Here is an 18,869-nt window from a genome sequence, read left to right as displayed (position 1 = left end):
GCCTCCAACCGGAACGGACCTTCGGCTGCAGCCTCTCGAATGTCCGCAGGGGGTCAGAAGCGCAGGCTAAACATCTGTCGGCTGTAGGTCCGAGTGGGGCCGGGAGCGGCCCTTCAACTCCTGCGAGCCCCAATGTCGACTGGTGGCGCGCTGCTGTTCAAAGCACGAAAATTCCTACGGCTGTGGATAAGCCCGGCCATTGCTAGTCATTGTTCTCCATACGTTCTATCAACGCACATCGCCTATGACGCAGGCGGTCTCCTGAAGCCGACGCCGGCCGAGCCCTTCGACCTCGCCGAGCCAGCCGCGTCGCCGCACCCATCCCAGCACCCAAGCTGACGGCCGAAGCTCCCGTGTTCGGCCGTGGGAGATCTCGCATGCTCGCCCTATCCCTCGGCTCTTCACCCGTCAGTTCGATTCCTCCGGACGATGGGCCCGTCGACCAACTCGCCCGCGCCTTTCTGCAGCAACTCGCACAGGACGAGCGCAGGCGGCTCAAAGCCAACCACCGCTCCAATTCCTACGACTTCGAGAACGAAGCGCTGATCGACGAAAGCGACGCCGTGGAGCAGATCATCGCGCAAGACGAGGCGGACCGCCCTGAAAGTACGCATGTACCTGTGCCCGCGGATCTCGCCGCCGTGGCCGTCATGCTCGCCCGCGCGGTCGCAGCGGAACCCGATCTCGTGCGCCGGCTGCGCCGCGAGGCTCCCGTCGTCGCACTCGCCACCCATGTCGCCGATCTCGTCGAACCCCTCCGAATCGTTGCCGAGAAGTGCTTGTTCCGGCCCGACACTAAGGTCGTGGATCTCGCTGCCGGGCGAAGTCGTGAATTGACCCGCAGGCACGCCGCCCTGTTCGTCTGCGACGGGATCGGCCGCGATGCTCGACCGGAGAAGGGCAACGAGGTGATCGCCGCCGCCTTGCATGTCCGGGTCCCGATCGTCGGCATTGCGCCGGATCCGAAGCGTCAGCTGCCGCGCGACCTGATGCGGTCCGCCGAGCACAGGATCGCATTGCCGAGTCTTGATCAATCCGGCCTCGCTCTCGTCGTCGAGGCGGTCACGGGCGCTGCGCCTGCGCGCAGGATCGATCCCGATCTCCTCCGCATGATCGACATTGCCGATCTGCCCGTCGCCTTCCGCAGGATGGGCACGCCCGATGCCTGCATCGAGGCGGTGGAGCGGATTGTTGGCGCGAAGGCAGACTACCTCGGCGACGGACCTGCGCTGGAGGAGCTCGACGGCTATGGCGAGGCCAAGATCTGGGGCCTGGCCGTGGCAGCCGACCTGCGGGCATATCGCAATTGCCAGCTGAACTGGCCCGAAATCGACAACCGTGGGCTGCTGCTTTCTGGCCCGCCCGGTGTCGGCAAGACGAGCTTCGCCCGCGCATTGGCCAAGAGTGCACGCGTGCCGCTGGTGGCAACCTCGGTCGCCGAGTGGAACGCGGCCGACTACCTCTCGGGCACGTTGCAGGCAATCCGCAAGGTCTTCGCCCAAGCCAAGGCTCAGGCGCCCTGCATCCTGTTCATCGACGAACTCGACGGCATCTCCGACCGCGGCCAGATCCGGGGCGAGTACGTGCAGTACTGGACGCAGATCGTGAATCTGTTTCTCGAGCTTCTCGCCGGGGCCGAGGAGCGGCCAGGCGTGGTCGTGGTGGCGGCCACGAACCATCCGGAGAAGATCGACCCTGCGGTGAAGCGGGCTGGGCGCCTGGATCGGGAGATTGCCATCGAGAAACCGGACACAGCCGCGCTCGCCAAGATCTTCCGCCATCACCTCGGTCGCGAGATCCTTCCCGACACACCGATGCTCCCTCTGGCACTGGCAGCGAGCGGCATGACGGGCGCGGACGTGGAGGCCTTCGTGCGACGTTCCAAAGGCACGGCGCGTCGCAACGGCAGAGCCGTGACCGCGGAGGACGTGCTGAGCGAGATCCGCCAGCGCCGGACGGCGGCGCCACCCGCGGTCAGGCGTCGCGTCGCGATCCACGAATCCGGCCATGCGGTCGTTAGCCGGGCGCTCGGCTTCGGCACTCTCCTGGACTTGTCGCTTCATGACGGTGGCGGGCGAGCCCGATTTGAGATTGCGGTCGATGGTTCTGCAACGCTTCAGGAGCTCGAGGCGGCGTTGGCATCGCTCCTGGCCGGCCGGATCGCCGAGGAGATCGAGCTGGGCTCCGGCTCGATCGGCGCCGGGTTCGGCCTGGGTTCCGACCTCGCCATGGCTACCAGGATCGCGCGCGACATCGAGCTGAGCTATGGCCTCGGCCATCTTGGGAACGTCCATGTGGAGGCCGTCGCCACCGATATGATTCCGATTGCGGGCTTGCTGCCGGCTGTCGCCGAGCGCTTGCGTCGCGCCAGCGACCGGGCTCGGAGCATCCTGATGGAGCATAGGCCGGCACTGCAGGCGATCGCCCACCGGCTCGAGGAAACCGGCTACCTCGCTCGAGAAGGATTGGAGCACGTGTTGGCTTCTGCGGGGATGCAGATGAGCCGGGAGGCCATCGGGCCTGTCGGGCGTGTCGAGGAGGAGCGGTGATGTTCGCGCTGCCACCATCCGCCCTGGACATCGGCGACCTGCAACCGCTCTCGGAAGCGATCGACGCGCTGTGCGAAATCCTCGACGGCGACCGCGAGGTGGTCATCGAGGCTCTAGCCGAGATCGTCCGGAAGAGAGTTGAGTTCGAGAACCGCCGGCTGGACTCGGACCATCGTCGGGCGCAGCGATCGACCGACAAGCGTCTGTGATCCGCCTCTATCGGATGGCTCGAATTCCAAATGGGTGCAGGGTCAGGATCAAAAATCAGGGGTGCGAAAGGCATGCCGGAAGGCGGCCCCTCCGACGGGGGCGGGTCACTCGGGAGACCGCCTCGTTCACAAGGCCAGAACCCGTTGTTGGAACAAAACAGGAACATATGCTGGCGTGGACGATGCCCTTCCACAGGAGCCGCGCCGACGCGGTATTCGGACCGGCCAGTGTTTTCGTATCGGAGCAGGCATGGCTGGATACTCGAACGTCGTCGTCCTGATCCCCGGCATCCTGGGGTCCGCCCTGTCCGGCCCCGATGGAACGACGCTCTGGGGCACGTCGGCAGCGGCGCTCTTCCACAACGTGGCGACGCTCGGCCGCAGACTCGATGCGCTGACGCTGGCTGGGGATGATCCCACGATCGATGATCTTGGAGACGGCATCAAGGCCACTTCGCCGATTACCGATCTCCATCTGCTGCCGGGGTTTTGGAAGATCGACAGCTACAGATAGGAGTTTTTCTTAGATGCCAAAATATGAGATATAGTGATGATTTAGAGATAAAAGTCATTGAGCCATTTGAGGACACGACTTCGTGATGATAGGAATAGAAAATAGATAACGCTCCGCACGCCGCATCAAGGGCTTGCCGGATTTGAGGAATTAAATGTTAGGTCGCGCTACACAGCGGGCACTCGATCAGGCGCCGGCCTGGCTGCTCCGGGCGGCGAGCGGCGGCGAGGGCGTCGCGCAGAAGGTGTTCCGGACGCTTCCGCTGGAAGCGGCGGCGACCGTCGGCAACACCCTCGAGCCGGCGCTGGAGCGCGTCCTGGGGCGCGGGCTCGCGCGGGAGGCCCGCGAGACGATCTGACCTGCCGACGTCGCGCTCCTCCGCGACCGACGATCCGGCGGTTCGTGTCGGGAGCAGGACCCATGGACAAGATCGCCGCGGAGGCCGCGCGCCTCCTCTTCGCCGATGGCGGCGCCGGCTGGATCGTCGCGGTGCTGCTGGGGCTGGCCTGCCTCCACCTCTACCGCGACGGCCTGCGGGTGCTGGAGGCGCGCATCGCCGAGACGGGGGCCACCGCCGCGGCCCTGGAGCGGGCCTCTCAGACCAACGCCGCCGTGGCCGCCGCCCTGGAGAGCCGCACCCGCGTGCTAGAGGATCTGGTCCGGCTCACGGGCGAGACCGCCCGCGCGGTCGCGAGCAGCGACGAGCGCGCGCGGGAACGGTTCGAGGATCTCCTGCGGCGCATCGGCGAGTTGCAACACCGGACGAACCTCTGACCCATCCCCGGGAGAAACCCATGCCTGCCCAAGCGCCCGCCACCGGCACGGCCCCCGCCGGGCGGAGGCTCTCGCGCCGGAGCCGCTCCCGCGCCGCCGCCGGACGCCTGGAGGCGGCGCGCCACGGCTTCGAGCGCTCGCTGATCGCTCTGCGCCGGGCCGCGCTCGATGCGATCGACAGCGGAGATCTGGCACACCTCTCGCTGCGGATCTGCGGCGAGCGCCGCCTTCGTGCGAGGGCCGAGGGGGCGGCGTGAGGCGAATGTCCGGCCCGTCCCCGGCGGGGAACTCCGGGGCCGATCCCGCCTTGTCTCCGGCAACAGCGCCGACTTCGGACATGGCCCCCGACCGTAAGACAGCTTTCACGCCGAGCCCATCACCGAGGGCGCCCGCGCTTGCAAACATTCAGGGCGCATTCAGTGCGCTGGCGCGACAGTCATCCTCGATGCGCCAAGCTCTCGCCCTGCTGATCGTCGTCTCGACCGCCGCGGTTCTCGCGGCGGGGGCGGTCGGCCCGCTCGCCGAGGAGACCGGGGCCCTCGCGCCCGTGCCGGCGCAGCGGGAGCCGCTGAACCGCGGCGACGATTGCCTGTCGCCCGCCGACCTGCGCGAGGCGGTGGCCGAGAAGCGCGTCGTGGCGCCCATCGCCGCAATCCGCGCGGCGCGTCAGATCGTTCCCCGCGCCGAGATCCAGCGGGCGAGCCTGTGCCGCCACGAGGCGGGGCTCGTCTACCTGCTGACGGCCTTGCGCCGGGACGGGCAATTCATGCACGTCATGGTCGATGCCCAGTCGGGGCAGGTGAGCGGGCAATGGTGAGGGCACCTGTAGGGGCGTCCATCGCCGCCCCGGATGAGGAGTGACGACCGTGCGTCTGCTCGTGGTCGAGGATGACCGTGACATCAACCGGCAGGTCGTGGCCGCGCTGGAAGAGGCCGGCTACGTCGCCGACAAGGCGTTCGACGGCGAGGAGGGCGGCTATCTCGGCGAGAACGAGCCCTACGACGCGATCATCCTCGATATGGGCCTGCCCAAGGCCGACGGCGTCACCGTGCTCCAGAACTGGCGCCGGGCCGGGGTGAAGACCCCCGTGATCATCCTCACCGCCCGCGACCGCTGGTCCGACAAGGTCGACGGCTTCGATGCCGGCGCCGACGACTACGTCACCAAGCCCTTCCACATGGAGGAGCTGATGGCCCGGGTGCGCGCCATCCTCCGCCGCGCGGCGGGGCATGCGTCGAGCCAGATCGCCTGCGGTCCCGTCACCCTCGACACCCGCTCCGGCCGCGTCTTCGTCGACGGCGCCCCGATCAAGCTGACGAGCCACGAGTACCGGCTGCTGTCCTACCTGATGCATCATACCGGCCGCGTCGTCTCCCGCGCCGAGCTGACCGAGCACCTCTACGACCAGGATTTCGATCGCGATTCCAACACCATCGAGGTGTTCGTCGGGCGGCTGAGGAAGAAGCTCGCCGTCGATCTGATCCAGACGGTGCGGGGGCTGGGCTACCTGATCGATCCGAACCAGCCGCCGGGGCGGGGGTGAGACCCTATGGGCCGCCGAGGTCGGTGAGCGCGAAATCCTCTCCCTCGTAGAGGAGCGGAACGCCGTGACCTTGCGCAGCCGCGTAGGCGAAGCCGTCGCCCATATTCAGGCGAGCCGGATGCCCCGTTCCCTTGTCGTAGCGCCCGAAGGCGTCCAACGCCCGCTCCGCATCCTCCGGCGTGATCGGGACGAGACTGATCCGGGCGAGATCGAGCAGCATCGCGACATCCGCTCTGGCCGCCTCGAGCCCACCCTGCTTCTTGCGGGCGATGCCGAGGGCCGCCCCGTAGACGGCAACCGGCGAGGTGATCGGCAGGTCCGCCGCTTCGCGACGTTCGGCGAGGGCCCGTCCTTCCGGCTCTTCCGTGATGATCGCGATCAGGGCGGAGGCATCGACGAACATCACTCGTCGTTCAGCCCGTCGAAGAAGGCCTTGTCGGCCTCGAGACCCGTGGAGGGCCGCGCGGCCACGCGCTCGTGCAGAGGTTTCAGCCGCTCCCACAGGCCGGGGCGGCGCTCCTCCCGCTCCAACTCGTTGAGGACGGCGAGCTTGACGGCTTCCATGAGCGGAACTCCCTTCCGCTCGGCCAGGAGGCGGACGAGGCGGTCCGTCTCCGCATCGCGGATATGCAGGGCCATGAGCGTCTCGCCGGCGGGCGGTGTAGAAACTCGGTGCGCATGATGTACATGCCCGCGCCTATGCGAGCGAGCCGAGATTCGAGCCAGGATTCATGACCGACCGTCTCGCCTGGCTCCCCCTGCGCCGCCGTTCGATCGCGGTCCGGCTCGCGGTCTCCTCGTTCCTGTCGAGCACCGCGATCCTCGTCATCGCGGCCTTCATCCTCACCACGCTCTACCGCGAGAACACCGAGCGCGCCTTCGACAGCCGCCTGCTCGTCTTCGCCAACAACCTCGCCACCGATCTCGTCAGCCCGAGCGAGCCCGAGACGCGCTCCTTCTCGCTGGGCGATCCGCGCTTCGACCTGCCGCTGTCGGGCTGGTACTGGCAGGTCGGGCGGCCCGACGCCAAGCCGCGGGATCTGCGCACCTCGCGCTCGCTCGTCGGCGTGCCGCTGAAGGGGCCGGATCAGGCCGGCACCGCCACCATCGGCCAGATCCGCCAGGGCTACGGCAAGGGGCAGGACGACCGGACCCTGCGCATCGTCGAGCGCGACGTCGATGTCGGCGCCGACGGCCGCTACACCGTGCGGGTGGCCGGACCCGCCGACGAGATCGTCAACGACGTCGAGCGCTTCCGCTTCTCGCTGTTCATGACCTTCGGTCTGCTCGGCTTCTCCCTCGCGGCGACCGCGCTCCTGCAGATCCGCTTCGGCCTTGCCCCCTTGCGCAAGCTGCGCACGGCGCTGGGCTCGATCCGCCGCGGCGAGGCCGACCGGATCGACGGCGAGTATCCCCGCGACATCGCTCCGCTGGCGGGCGAGATCAACCTCCTGATCGAGACCAACCGCGAGATCCTGGAACGCGCCCGCACCCAGGTCGGCAACCTCGCCCACGCCCTCAAGACCCCGCTCTCGATCATCGTCAACGAGGCCGGCGGCAGCGACGCCCCGCCCGAGTTGTCGGAGAAGATCCGCGAGCAGGCGGCGGTGATGCGCGACCAGGTGAACTACCATCTCGACCGCGCCCGCGCCGCGGCGCTCGCCGGCACGCTCGGCACCTCCACCGAGGTCGAGCCGGCGCTGGCCGGCCTGGTCCGGACATTCGGAAAAATCTACCGCGACAAGGACATCGCCTACGAGGTCCACGTGCCGCCGGGCCTGCGCTTCCGCGGCGAGAAGCAGGATTTCGAGGAGATGATCGGCAATCTCGTCGACAACGCCTCGAAATGGGCGGCGGGCCGGGTCTCGATCTCCGCCGCGCCGACGGGCGAGCACGATTATCCCCACCTCCTCGTCGCCGTGGAGGATGACGGGCCGGGCCTGCCGGAAGAGGATCGGGCGGCGGTGCTGAAGCGCGGCCGGCGCCTGGACGAAACCAAGCCCGGGTCCGGTCTCGGCCTGTCGATCGTCGCCGATCTCGCCGCGCTCTATCGCGGCCGCTTCCGGCTGGAGGCGGCGGCTCTCGGAGGCCTGCGCGCCGTGATCGAGGTGCCCGGCGACGCGCCGGCCGGTGCCGGACAACGTTGAGTGGCAATGGATCGGCGAAGGTTACGCTGCATCCCGCCTGTGCTATGGCCATGCTTCACCCGCGCGTGACGACGTGTCACCCGGAAGCGATGTCGTGCAGGCCCCGCTCGGGCTCTACACGGGGCCGAGCTTAAATCTTTGGGTCTGATGACGGCGATCTGGTTCATCCTGGCGGCCATGACCGGCGCAGCTGTGTTCGCGCTGCTCTGGCCGATGTCGCGGCGCCGCCGGCAGGGGGCTGCGCCCGAGGCGGCGGGCGACGGTCTCGCGACCGAGACCGGCTTCTACGAGGATCAGCTCGCCGAGATCGAGCGCGATCTCGGCCGCGGCCTCATTGCCCCGGCCGAGGCCGAGGCCGCGCGGGCCGAGGCCGCGCGCCGGCTGCTGCGGGCGAGCCGCGAGGAGCGGGCCGACGCATCGGGCGCCGCGCCGATCGCCGAGCCGCACCTGCGTCAGCGTCGGGCGGCCTCCGCCTTCGCGCTCTCGACCATCCCCCTCGTCGCGCTCGTCGTGTACGGCCTCTACGGCTCGCCGAACCTCCCCTCGCAGACCGATGCCGACCGTAAGGCGACCCGGGCGGGCGCCCAGGACCTGATGACCGCCATCGGCCAGATCGAGGCACGGCTCGCCAACCACCCGGACGATGCCCGCGGCTGGAGCGTGCTCGGACCGGTCTACATGCGGCTCGGACGCTTCGACGACGCGGCCCGCGCCTACGCCGCCCTCGTACGCCTCAAGGGCGAGGACGCCCAAGCCCTGTCCGACTGGGGCGAGGCCCTGGTCGCGGCGGCCGACGGCACGGTCTCGCCGGAGGCGCGCAAGGTGCTGGGCCGGGCGCTCGCCGCCGACCCGAAGGCGGCCAAGCCCCAGTTCTATCTCGCCCGCGGCGACGAGCAGTCCGGCGACGTGGCCGGCGCCGTGCGGCGGCTCGAGGCGATGGCGGCCGCCGCGCCCGCGGATGCGCCGTGGCTGCCGACGGTGCGGGACAACCTCGCCCGGCTGAAGGGTGAGACCGCCGCCGAGCCCAAGGCCGAGGGGAACGGGGAGGGGCCGAAGGTCGATGCGCCGGTGGCCGGGCCCGGCAGCAACATCCAGGCCCTGCCGCCCTCCGAGCGGATCGACGCGATCCGCGGCATGGTCGAGGGGCTGGAGCGCCGTTTGGCCAAGCAGGGCGGCTCCGCCGACGAATGGTTGCGCCTCGTGCGCTCCCACGCGGTGCTCGGCGAGCGCGACAAGGCGCTCGATGCCCTGGAGCGGGCGCGCAAGGCGTTCCGCGACGACCGCGAGGCCCTGGCCCGCTTCGACGCGCAGGCCCACGAACTCGGTCTGCCCGGGGCCGGCGCGCCGCCAAAGCCGGAGGCCGGCGACAGGACCAGCGACAAGCCCGGTGACAAGCCCGCGGCCGAGCCCGACGCCGCCGCGGCCGCGATCAAGGCGATGCCGCCGGCCGAGCGCGAGGCGGCGATCCGCGGCATGGTCGCGAGTCTCGACCGGCGGCTCGCCGCCAAGGGCGGCTCCGCCGACGAGTGGATGCGGCTCGTGCGCTCCTACGGCATCCTCGGGGACCGCGCCGCCGCCGCCCAGGCGCTCGACCGGGCCAAGATGGCGCTCGCCGCCAACCCGACCGCGGTGGAGCGCCTCGATGCGCTGGGCAAGGAGCTCGGCCTGAGCCCCGTCCAGCCCTAGCGGGACCGCGGCGGACCGCGTCCCCTGACAATCGGTCCCGCCCATCCAACCTTGACCCGGCGGGCGGTCGGGCCGAAACCGGTCTCGATCAATCGTAGACGTCGGACCGCCTTCAGGCTCTCGCAGCCTGACGGGACGAGAAGAATCCGACGAACCGGGACGGAACCGTCGTGACCCGCAAGAGCCGCCGCCTGATCCTCATCGCCGCCTGCGGCGCCGTGCTGGCGCTGGCGCTCGGGCTGATCCTGTCGGCCATGAGCGGCTCGATCGTGTTCTTCCGCTCCCCCGCCGAGGTGGCGGCGCAGGGCGTCGCGCCGGGCACGCGGTTCCGTCTCGGCGGCCTCGTCAAGGATGGTTCGGTGAAGCGCGGGTCCGACCAGAACGTCGAGTTTGCCGTGACCGACACCAACGCCACGGTTCCGGTGCAGTATCGCGGCCTGCTGCCCGATCTGTTCCGCGAGGGACAGGGCATCGTCGCCGAGGGCACGCTCGATGCCGGCGGCGTGTTCCGGGCCGACACCGTGCTGGCCAAGCACGACGAGAACTACATGCCCCGCGAGGTCGCGGACGCCCTCAAGGCGCAGGGGCGCTGGCAGGAGGGCGGGGGCAAGGAGGGGTCGAAGGAAACCCCGAAGGACGCGGCGAAGCCGGCCTCGGCCGACGCCGCCCTGGGTCAGCGCAGCGAGCGGTGAGAGATTCCATGACCATCCGGACCGAAACCGCGCGAGGGAGCCGCCGGTGATCGTCGAGATCGGCCATTACGCCCTCGCTCTGGCGCTGGCGCTGTCCCTGGTGCAGGCGGTGATGCCCGCCTGGGCCGCCCGCTCCGGCGACGCGGCTTTGCGCGAGGTGGCGGGACCCGCCGCGCTCGGCACCTTCGCCTGCATCCTGTTCGCCTTCTGCGCGCTCACCTACGCGCACGTGACGTCGGACTTCTCGGTCCAGAACGTCGTCGAGAACTCGCACACCGCCAAGCCCCTGATCTACAAGATCTCCGGCGTCTGGGGGAACCACGAGGGCTCGATGCTCCTCTGGGTGCTGATCCTCGCCCTGTTCGGGGCCTGGGTCGCCACGGCGAAGAATTCGGTGCCGCCGGTGCTGCGCACCAACACGCTGATGGTGCAGGCGAGCGTGACCTTCGTGTTCGTGCTGTTCATCATCACGACCTCGAACCCGTTCGCCCGCGTGGCACCGGCGCCGCTGGAGGGCAACGACCTCAACCCGCTGCTGCAGGATCTCGGCCTCGCGATCCATCCGCCGCTGCTCTACCTCGGCTATGTCGGCTTCTCGATCACCTTCGCCTTCGCGGTCGCCGCCCTGATCGAGGGGCGCATCGACGCGGTCTGGGCGCGGGCGGTGCGGCCCTGGGCCCTGATCGCCTGGAGCTTCCTGACGCTCGGCATCGCCATGGGCTCGTACTGGGCCTATTACGAGCTCGGCTGGGGCGGCTGGTGGTTCTGGGACCCGGTCGAGAACGCCTCGCTGATGCCCTGGATCGCCGGCACCGCGCTCCTGCACTCCATCGTCGTCATGGAGAAGCGCGACGCGCTCAAGGTCTGGACGGTGCTGCTCGCCATCCTCACCTTCTCGCTCTCCCTGGTCGGCACCTTCATCGTGCGCTCGGGGCTCCTCACCTCGGTGCACAGCTTCGCCTCGGATCCGAGCCGCGGCGTGTTCATCCTGGCGATCCTCGCGCTGTTCATCGGCGGCGCGCTGAGCCTGTTCGCCTGGCGCGCGCCGACCCTGCGCCAGGGCGGCCTGTTCGCGCCGATCTCCCGCGAGGGCGCCCTGGTGATGAACAACCTGTTCCTCGTCGCGGCCTGCGCCACGGTGTTCGTCGGCACGCTCTACCCGCTGCTCCTGGAGATGCTGACGGGCGAGAAGATCTCGGTCGGCCCGCCCTTCTTCAACTGGACCTTCATCCCCCTGGCGCTGCCGCTCCTCGTGATCGTGCCGTTCGGTCAGGCGCTGGCCTGGAAGCGGGGCGACGCGGCGGCGGCGGCGCAGCGCCTGCTCGCGGCCTTCGCGGTGGCGCTCGTCGTCGCGCTCGCCGCCGCGGCCCTGGCCTGGGGCGGTCCCGTGATGGCGCCGGTCGGCCTCGGCTTCGGCGCCTACCTCATCATCGGATCCGTCCTCGAAATCTGGTCGCGGGCCCGCGGCTACGGCCAGAACCGGACCCGCGACCTCGCGACCACGTGGCGCCGGGCGATCGGCCTGCCGCGCTCGGCCTGGGGCACCGCCCTGGCCCATGCCGGCGTCGGCGTCGTCGTGCTCGGCATCGCCGGGCAGGGCTGGGCGACGGAGGGCCTCGCGACGATCCGGCCGGGCGGTCAGATCGCCTCCGGTCCCTACGTCGCCACCCTCGACCGGGTCGGTCCGACCAAGGGCGAGAACTTCGAGGAGACCACCGCCTTCCTGACCCTGCGCAACCGTGCGGGCGACTCTGTCGGCACGGTCGAGACCGGCAAGCGCTTCTATCCCTCCCGCCGCATGACGGTGACCGAATCCGGCCTGAAGACGGTCGGCGTGAGCCAGATCTACGCCAGCCTCGGCGAGGTGCTGCCCGACGGCTCCATCGGCATGCGGCTCTACTACAAGCCGCTGGTGCTGCTGATCTGGATCGGTTCGCTCATCATGGCGGCCGGCGGCGGCCTCTCGCTCACCGACCGGCGCATGCGCGTCGGCGCCCCGGTCAAGGCACGCGCCAAGCTGCCCCCCTCCGCGGTGCCCGCCGAATGAACCGCCTTCGCTCCACGATCGTCGCCCTGGCGCTGTGCCTCGCACCGGGCCTCCTCCCGTGCCCGGTACTGGCCGTGCAGCCGGACGAGGTGCTCAAGGACCCCGCCATGGAAGCGCGGGCGCGGGAGATCTCGGAGGGGTTGCGCTGCCTCGTCTGCCAGAACCAGTCGATCGACGATTCCGACGCGCCGCTCGCCAAGGATCTGCGCGTGCTGGTGCGCGAGCGGCTGAAAGAGGGCGACAGCAACCGCCAGGTGGTCGATTACGTCGTGGCCCGCTACGGCGAGTTCGTGCTGCTGCGTCCCGTCTTCGGCTGGCACACGCTGCTGCTCTGGCTGAGCCCGCTGCTGGCGGTGGGCCTCGGCGCCTTCGGGATCTGGCGCCTGTCGCGCCGCCGCGCGCCGAAGGCGGACGACCTGTCCGCCGCGGAGAAGGCCGAGGTCGAGGCGCTGCTCAAGCGGCCCTAGGCCGGCGCGCCCTGCTTTCGCCCGATCGTCCGGGCAGGGTCCGTTCGCACCGTCGCCACCTTCCGACACGCAGCGAGCCTCGATCCGAGCGCCATGCCGACCGCCGCAACTCTCAGACGTCTCGCCGTCACCGCCGCGCTCGGCCTCGCGGCCGGTCTTGCCGCTTCGAGCCCGGCCTCCGCCCACCCCCATGTCTGGATCACCGCCAAGGCCGAACTCGCCTACGAGGCGGGCCGCGTCACCGGCATCCGCCACGCCTGGACCTTCGATCCCGAATACACCGCCTTCCTGACGCAGGGGCTCGACGCGAACGGCGACGGCAAGGTCTCGCCCGAGGAGCTGCAGGGCTCGGCCAAGGAGCACGCCGGCAACCTCGCGGAGTTCGCCTACTTCACGAAGCTCAAGGTGGCGGGCAAGGAGCAGACCTTCGCCGAGCCGCAGGAGGCGCGCATGGCGATGGAGGGCGGCAAGCTCACCTTGAGCTTCCTGCTGCCGCTCAAGACCCCCGCCGCCCAGGGCAAGGGCGTCGCGGCGATCGAGATCTACGATCCCACCTACTTCATCGCCTTCAGCCTCGCCGAGGGTGCCGACGCGCTGCGCCTGGCCGGCGCCGCGTCCGGCTGCAGCATGACGGTGACGCGGGCGAAGAACGCCGAACCTGCGGTGGCGTCCGCGGGCCAGTCGATGACGGAGGCCATGTTCGAGGCCCTCACCGCCGCCTCGAATTACGGTGAGCAATTCGCCAACCGGGCCATCGTCGCATGTCCCTGACCGCCGCCCTGCGCCCCGCGGGCATGGCGGGCGGCCGGTGGCCGCTCCGGCTGGCGCTCGCCGCCGGGGCGGTGCTCGCGGCCGCCGGCCTCCTCGCCGCACTGGCCGCGGTGCTCGGCCCCGTTGCCGCGCCGCCGCCGCGCTCGCCCTTCGGCATCGGTTTTCGCGAGGCCGCACCCGCGACGGGCGGACTCGGCGGCTGGCTGCTCGCGGTGCAGTCCAACTTTTCGAGTCATCTCCGCGCGGCGGTGACGGCGCTGAAGGCGGGCGGCCCCTGGACGCCGCTCGTGGTGATGGGCTTCGCCTACGGCGTATTCCACGCCGCCGGGCCCGGACACGGCAAGGCGGTGATCGCCGGCTACATCGTCGCCGGCGAGCGCACCCTGCGCCGCGGCTTCGCCCTCAGCGCCGCCGCGGCCCTGCTCCAGGCCTGCGTCGCCATCGCCATCGTGCTCGTCGGCGTCTTCATCCTCCGCGCGACCGCCGCCGGCATGACGCGGGCCGGCACCCTGATCGAGACGGTCAGTTTCGCCCTCGTGGCCGGGCTCGGCGCCGCGGTGACGTGGCGCAAGGCCGGGCGGCTCGCCGGCCTCGTCAGCGATGCGCCGACGGAGGCGTGCGGCCCCGGCTGCGGCCACGCTCACCTGACGGACGCCGCCGCCCTCGAGCGGCTCGGCGGCTGGCGCGAGCGGGCCGGCGTGGTGCTCGCCGCCGGCTCGCGCCCCTGCGCCGGAGCGGTGCTGATCCTCGTGTTCTGCGCCGCGCAGGGCATGCTCGCCGCCGGCATCGCCGCGACCTTCGCCATGGCGCTCGGCACCGCGCTCACCACGGGGGCGCTGGCGAGCCTCGCGGTCTTCGCCAAGGCGCTGGCGCTGCGGCTCGCGGGCGGGCGCGGGCAGGCCGGGATCGTCGCGGTGGGAGGGCTGGAGCTCCTGGCAGGAGCCTTCGTGCTGGTGCTGGGACTTGCCATGCTGTCGGGATTGGCCTCCGGCCTGGGTGGCTAAACGCCCCCTCGCCAAGCCCCTCGAAGCGGTGCAAGCTTTCCTCCCGGATCGAAGGGAGCCCTGCTTGAGCGAACACGCCCTCGACGCCTTCGCGCCCATTCTCAACTGGCGGCTCCTGAAGGGATCGCACGCCTTCCCCGGACCGGACGGGGGTACCTGCATCAACGAGGCGGCGATCGTCGCGGCAGGGCTGCCCTACCGGGCGATCACCGCGACCGACGATTGTCCGCCCTGCTTCTCGCGCCCGCTCGCGGCCTACGCGCTCGGCCTCAACGACGCCATGCCGGGGACCGAGCGGCAGGGGCTGATGGCCTTCGTGCTGCGACTCTCCGGTTCGGCGGATGCGCCCGCGGTCGAGGCCGCCCGTACCGGTTTCCTGGCGCTCGAGAGCGTGCGCCGCATCCTGCCCCCGCTCCTCGACGCGGCCGGCCTGCCGTCCCTCGCCGCCCGCTGCGAGACCGCCTCCGATCCGCACGGCGCCGTCGAGACCCTGCGCACCGCCGAAGCTCAGGGCGGCGCGCTCTCGCAGGCCGCCGCCTGCCGCCATGCCTGGATCGCGGGGGCCCGCGCCTCGGCAGTCGCGCGCACCGCCACCGCCGCGATCCGCGCCTTCGCCGATCCCCGCAGCGCGGCGGAAGTTGCGGAGGGCGCCGCCCCCTTTGCCGAGGGCACGTGGCGCATCGCCCTCACGATCCTGGACGAGGCGCTCGGTATCGGCCGGCAGGCGCCCGCGATCGACCTCGTCTCCGCCCGCGACCGCCTGGAGGCGGCCCGGGCTCAGCCGTAGGCGCGCGGACGCGGCTCCTGCCCGAGATCGACGTCGAGCGCCTCGCAGTTGGCGAGCCAGCGCCCGGTCAGGTGGTAGAAGAAGGTGCAGTGCCCGACGACGGCGATGGTCCGCTCAGGCCGCGCCCGCAACCAGTCGCGAAATCCCGAGACCCGCTGGTCGAACAAGGGACGCGGCTCGACGTGCCAGCCCTCCGGCCCGGCCTCGCCCTGCGCGTACCACCACGTCTCGGGCAGGTGATCGACCCGGAAAGCCGGAAACTCCCGCGCCAGCACCGAGGCCGCCCGGCCGATGTCGCAGCTGCTCTCCTGGCATTCCCGGTGGAGCACCTCGACCAGCACGTCGGGCCGGGCCGGGTGATCGGCGAAGATCCCGGCGGTGGTCTGCAGGGCCCGGGTCAGCGGCGAGGTGACGACGAGTTCGAAGGCAATGTCGCGCAGCGCCTCGCGTGCGGCCGCGACCTGGGCATGGCCGCGCTCGGACAGGCGGGCATCGATATGGCCGGGATCGCGCCCCGTCGCCTCGTGATGCGCGTTGAAGGTCGATTCGCCGTGGCGGATGCAGACGATGCGGGTGGACGGGGCAGACAAGCGGGACATGGGCTCGATGTAGGCGGTTCGCGCGCGCCGCACAGCGGGCCGCGACGCCGCGCCCCGCACCGATCCGGACGAAGCGTCACGTCGAGCGGCGAACTGCGCCGCTTTCCGGACATCGGCCGCCGCTCCGGTGCGGCGCGGGGCCGAAGGTTGGCGAAGCGTCCCGTGGCGGCCCGGCCCGCGCCGGAGGAGCCTTGGCAGGAACCGGCCGACCGCGCCGGCATCCGTCGATGGAGGCTCCCATGCTCCCGCTCCCCCTGTCCCCGCATCATTCGACGCCGCTCGCACCCCCGGCTCCGGGCCTGACGCGCAACCTGCTTCTCGGCCCGCTGATCGCCCTCCTGCTCGCCCTCGCCGCCGGCATCGCGCCGGCAAAGGCGCAGCAGGCACGGACGCAGGAGGCACGGGAGCAAGATGGCAGCGGCACCCTGTTGCTGCGCTCCGAGAGTGGCGCGCCCGTCGAGGCGCCCCGCCTGAAGGCAGATGCCGCCATCACCGTGAGCGGCCCTACCGCGCGGGCGACGATCACCCAGGCCTTCCGCAACACCACGGCGGAATGGGTCGAGGGCACCTACCTGTTCCCGCTGCCCGAGGATGCGGCGGTCGACACGATGAAGCTGGTGGTCGGCGACCGGGTCATCGTCGCCGAAATCCGCGAGCGCGAGGCGGCGCGGCGCGCCTACGAGGCGGCGAAGGCCGAGGGCAAGACCGCCGCGCTCACCGAGCAGCAACGGCCCAACCTGTTCACCAACGCGGTCGCCAATATCGGCCCCGGCGAGACGGTTCTGGTGCAGATCGAGTACCACCAGCCGGTGCGGCAATCGGGCGGCACCTACGCGCTGCGCCTGCCGACCGTGGCCGCCCCGCGCTACAGCCCGGCCCCGCCGGCCGTCACCGCCGTCGCGGACGGAGCCTCCGCCGCCGATCCCGTCCCCGACCGCGAAAGAATCGCGGCTCCGGTGCTCGATCCGGCCCGCCACGCGCCGGTCAACCCGATGACGCTCAGCATCGATCTCAAGGCCGGCTTTCCGCTGGGCCATGTGCGCAGCGCCACCCACGCGATCCGCGTCGAGGAGCGGTCCGGGGCCGAGCGCCGCATCACGCTCGCCGACGGCGCCACCGCCGCCGACCGCGATTTCGAGCTGACCTGGACCGCCGCCGCGGGCGCGGCGCCCTCGGTCGGGCTGTTCCGCGAGCGGGTCGCGGGCGGCGAGGCGGTGCTCGCCGTGGTGACCCCGCCGGCATCGGCGCGCCCGGCTGCATCCGTGCCCCGCGACGTGGTGTTCGTGATCGACAATTCCGGCTCCATGGGCGGCGCCTCGATGCGTCAGGCCAAGGCGAGCCTCTTGATCGGCCTCGACCGGCTGGGCGCGGGCGACCGCTTCAACGTGATCCGCTTCGATCACAGCTTCGACACGCTGTTCCCCGACCTCGTCCCCGGCGACGAGGCTCATCTCGACCGGGCGAAGCGCTTCGTCGCCGACCTGGAGGCGAGCGGCGGCACCGAGATGCTGGCGCCGCTGCGCGCCGCGCTGCGGGACACGACGCCCGAAGAGACCGGCCGCCTGCGGCAGGTCGTGTTCCTCACCGACGGCGCCATCGGCAACGAGGCGCAGATCTTCTCCGCGATCGCGGCGGAGCGCGGGCGTTCGCGGCTGTTCATGGTCGGCATCGGCTCGGCCCCGAACGGGTACCTGATGCGCCACGCGGCCGAACTCGGCCGCGGCAGCTTCACCGAGATCGGCACGCCGGATCAGGTGACCGAGCGGATGCGTGCGCTGCTGCTGAAGCTGGAGAGCCCGGCCGTCACCGACCTGACCGCGATCTTCTCCGAGCCCGGCGTCGACGCCGCGCCCGCCCGCCTGCCCGACCTCTACCGCGGCGAGCCGCTCGCCCTTCCGGCCCGGATGGAGCAGGCCCGCGGGACGCTCACCCTCGCCGGCCGGATCGGCGGACAGCCCTGGCAGACGATGTTGCAGCTCGATACGGCTGAGGCCGGCGCCGGCATCGGCAAGCTCTGGGCGCGGGCGAAGATCGCCGAGGCCGAGACGGCGCGGCTGACCGGCCGGCTCTCGGCGGAGGCCGCCGACGCCGCGATCCTGCGGCTCGCCCTCGACCACGGGCTCACCACCCGCCTGACCTCGCTGGTGGCGGTGGACGCCACCCCGCGCCGACCGCACGGCGCGCGCCTCGTCAGCACCGAGCTGCCGCTCAACCTGCCGGCCGGCTGGGATTTCGCCAGCGTGTTCGGCGAGGGCGAGGCGCAGCCGCTTCCCGCGCCGCCGCGCCAGCGCCGTGCCGCCGTCCCCACCGCCCAATTCGCCGCCGCGCCGCCGGTCGTGCTGCCGCAGACCGCCACGGATTTCGAGATCCGCGCCTGGCTCGGCGGCCTGCTGCTGGCGCTCGGCCTGGGCCTGTCCCTCCGTCACCGCCGGGCCGCGGCGTGAGCGGGGTCGCAGAGCGGGACGCCGTCGCCCGGTGTCCCGGCCGGCGGGGCGTCACAACCCTGCCGGCCCTCCTGCTCGCGGCGGCCGGCCTCCTGCTCGCGCAGGCCGCCTGGATTCCGGCCAAGGCCGCCCTGGCGCAGAGGCTTCTGGAGCGCGCCTTCGCCCGCACCCTGGCCGAGGGGACGGCGCAGCCCCCCTGGCCCTGGGCCGACACGGTGCCCGTCGCCCGCATCGTTTTCCCGAGTCTCGGGGAGAGCTACGTCGCGCTCGCCGGATCGAGCGGACAGGCGCTCGCCTTCGGTCCCGGCCATGTCGAGGGCACCCCGGAGGCGGGCGAGCCCGGCACCGCGGTCTACGCCGCCCACCGCGACACCCAGTTCCGCAGCCTCGGCCGGCTCGCCGCCGGCGATCCGATCGAGGTCGTGCGCCGGGACGGCCGAAGCGTCCGCTTCCGCGTTACCGGGCACCGGGTCGTGCGCTGGGACGCCTCCGGCCTCGACCCCGACGCGCCGGGCCGCCATCTCGTTCTCGCCACCTGCTGGCCGCTCGATGCGGTGACGCCGGGGCCGGAGCGATTGCTGGTGAGGGCGGTGGCCGAACCTTGACGGTTCCCGCCCCGGTGCGGTTCTGTGCGG

At 71.3% G+C, this 18,869-nt stretch carries 21 protein-coding genes; 18 read left to right on the top strand and 3 right to left on the bottom strand.

Annotation, left to right across the window (positions count from 1 at the left end; genetic code table 11):
- Positions 1–377: 377 nt before the first annotated feature.
- The 8 genes from HNR01_RS25500 (at position 378) to HNR01_RS25465 (ending at position 5,590) form a co-directional block, all read left to right on the top strand.
- Positions 378–2,549: an AAA family ATPase gene (locus HNR01_RS25500; RefSeq protein ID WP_183670605.1), complete on the top strand. Its 2,172-nt coding sequence runs from the start codon at positions 378–380 to the stop codon at positions 2,547–2,549.
- On the top strand, positions 2,549–2,758 hold the full coding sequence (locus tag HNR01_RS25495; protein ID WP_017484776.1) for a hypothetical protein: 210 nt from the start codon (positions 2,549–2,551) through the stop codon (positions 2,756–2,758). Before HNR01_RS25500 ends, HNR01_RS25495 begins: the two co-directional genes overlap by 1 nt.
- A 175-nt stretch (positions 2,759–2,933) precedes the next feature.
- The gene (locus HNR01_RS25490; RefSeq protein WP_183670602.1) at positions 2,934–3,272 is read left to right on the top strand and encodes a hypothetical protein; all 339 of its coding nucleotides are present in this window, start codon (positions 2,934–2,936) and stop codon (positions 3,270–3,272) included.
- A gap of 154 nt (positions 3,273–3,426) precedes the next feature.
- Positions 3,427–3,630, top strand: a complete 204-nt coding sequence (locus tag HNR01_RS25485; RefSeq protein WP_246417657.1) for a hypothetical protein — start codon at positions 3,427–3,429, stop codon at positions 3,628–3,630.
- Positions 3,631–3,692: 62 nt separating this feature from the next.
- Positions 3,693–4,046 carry a hypothetical protein gene (locus tag HNR01_RS25480; protein ID WP_183670600.1) on the top strand — a complete coding sequence of 118 codons (354 nt, stop codon included), beginning with the start codon at positions 3,693–3,695 and terminating at the stop codon, positions 4,044–4,046.
- A 20-nt stretch (positions 4,047–4,066) separates the two neighbouring features.
- Entirely contained in the window at positions 4,067–4,303 is a 237-nt protein-coding gene (locus HNR01_RS25475; protein ID WP_183670598.1) for a hypothetical protein, read from the top strand.
- A 188-nt stretch (positions 4,304–4,491) separates the two neighbouring features.
- On the top strand, positions 4,492–4,863 hold the full coding sequence (locus tag HNR01_RS25470) for a PepSY domain-containing protein (RefSeq protein ID WP_017484771.1): 372 nt from the start codon (positions 4,492–4,494) through the stop codon (positions 4,861–4,863).
- Positions 4,864–4,912: 49 nt separating this feature from the next.
- Positions 4,913–5,590, top strand: coding sequence for a response regulator transcription factor (locus tag HNR01_RS25465; RefSeq protein WP_026105562.1), 678 nt, complete (start codon positions 4,913–4,915; stop codon positions 5,588–5,590).
- A gap of 4 nt (positions 5,591–5,594) precedes the next feature.
- Here the strand turns inward: HNR01_RS25465 and HNR01_RS25460 are convergent, their stop codons facing one another.
- Complete coding sequence (locus HNR01_RS25460) at positions 5,595–5,993, bottom strand: type II toxin-antitoxin system VapC family toxin (protein WP_183670596.1); 399 nt, start codon at positions 5,991–5,993, stop codon at positions 5,595–5,597.
- Complete coding sequence (locus tag HNR01_RS25455; RefSeq protein WP_153873858.1) at positions 5,993–6,229, bottom strand: type II toxin-antitoxin system VapB family antitoxin; 237 nt, start codon at positions 6,227–6,229, stop codon at positions 5,993–5,995. The genes HNR01_RS25460 and HNR01_RS25455 overlap by 1 nt, the downstream gene beginning before the upstream one ends.
- A gap of 92 nt (positions 6,230–6,321) precedes the next feature.
- On the opposite strand from HNR01_RS25455, the gene HNR01_RS25450 reads away from it, so the two are divergent.
- From HNR01_RS25450 to HNR01_RS25415, 8 genes are all read left to right on the top strand, one after another.
- Positions 6,322–7,737, top strand: coding sequence for an ATP-binding protein (locus tag HNR01_RS25450; RefSeq protein WP_017484767.1), 1,416 nt, complete (start codon positions 6,322–6,324; stop codon positions 7,735–7,737).
- 147 nt (positions 7,738–7,884) lie between these two features.
- On the top strand, positions 7,885–9,423 hold the full coding sequence (gene ccmI / locus HNR01_RS25445) for a c-type cytochrome biogenesis protein CcmI (protein WP_183670594.1): 1,539 nt from the start codon (positions 7,885–7,887) through the stop codon (positions 9,421–9,423).
- A 170-nt stretch (positions 9,424–9,593) separates the two neighbouring features.
- Positions 9,594–10,115: a cytochrome c maturation protein CcmE gene (gene ccmE, locus HNR01_RS25440; protein WP_017484765.1), complete on the top strand. Its 522-nt coding sequence runs from the start codon at positions 9,594–9,596 to the stop codon at positions 10,113–10,115.
- Between the two features lie 46 nt (positions 10,116–10,161).
- Positions 10,162–12,162, top strand: coding sequence for a heme lyase CcmF/NrfE family subunit (locus tag HNR01_RS25435; RefSeq protein WP_183670586.1), 2,001 nt, complete (start codon positions 10,162–10,164; stop codon positions 12,160–12,162).
- Positions 12,159–12,629, top strand: a complete 471-nt coding sequence (locus HNR01_RS25430) for a cytochrome c-type biogenesis protein (RefSeq protein WP_017484763.1) — start codon at positions 12,159–12,161, stop codon at positions 12,627–12,629. The genes HNR01_RS25435 and HNR01_RS25430 overlap by 4 nt, the downstream gene beginning before the upstream one ends.
- Positions 12,630–12,722: 93 nt before the next feature.
- Positions 12,723–13,400 (top strand): DUF1007 family protein, encoded by a 678-nt coding sequence (locus tag HNR01_RS25425; RefSeq protein ID WP_183670584.1) that lies wholly within the window; start codon positions 12,723–12,725, stop codon positions 13,398–13,400.
- A complete protein-coding gene (locus tag HNR01_RS25420; protein ID WP_183670582.1) occupies positions 13,391–14,404 on the top strand; it encodes a nickel/cobalt transporter in 1,014 nt (337 codons plus the stop codon). Before HNR01_RS25425 ends, HNR01_RS25420 begins: the two co-directional genes overlap by 10 nt.
- Before the next feature lie 64 nt (positions 14,405–14,468).
- Positions 14,469–15,191 (top strand): hypothetical protein, encoded by a 723-nt coding sequence (locus HNR01_RS25415; protein WP_183670580.1) that lies wholly within the window; start codon positions 14,469–14,471, stop codon positions 15,189–15,191.
- Here HNR01_RS25415 and HNR01_RS25410 read toward each other — a convergent pair.
- A complete protein-coding gene (locus HNR01_RS25410) occupies positions 15,182–15,790 on the bottom strand; it encodes a histidine phosphatase family protein (protein WP_183670578.1) in 609 nt (202 codons plus the stop codon). The genes HNR01_RS25415 and HNR01_RS25410 overlap by 10 nt on opposite strands.
- A 239-nt stretch (positions 15,791–16,029) precedes the next feature.
- Between HNR01_RS25410 and HNR01_RS25405 the strand changes: the two genes are divergently transcribed.
- The gene (locus HNR01_RS25405; protein WP_246417656.1) at positions 16,030–18,234 is read left to right on the top strand and encodes a marine proteobacterial sortase target protein; all 2,205 of its coding nucleotides are present in this window, start codon (positions 16,030–16,032) and stop codon (positions 18,232–18,234) included.
- Positions 18,231–18,839: a class GN sortase gene (locus HNR01_RS25400; protein WP_017484757.1), complete on the top strand. Its 609-nt coding sequence runs from the start codon at positions 18,231–18,233 to the stop codon at positions 18,837–18,839. Before HNR01_RS25405 ends, HNR01_RS25400 begins: the two co-directional genes overlap by 4 nt.
- The last annotated feature ends 30 nt before the right edge of the window (positions 18,840–18,869 follow it).

Origin of the sequence: Methylorubrum rhodesianum (assembly GCF_014199985.1) — a bacterium.
Lineage (GTDB): Bacteria > Pseudomonadota > Alphaproteobacteria > Rhizobiales > Beijerinckiaceae > Methylobacterium > Methylobacterium rhodesianum.
Note: the sequence above shows the minus strand (reverse complement) of the source record. Positions and strands in the feature narration are given on the sequence as shown.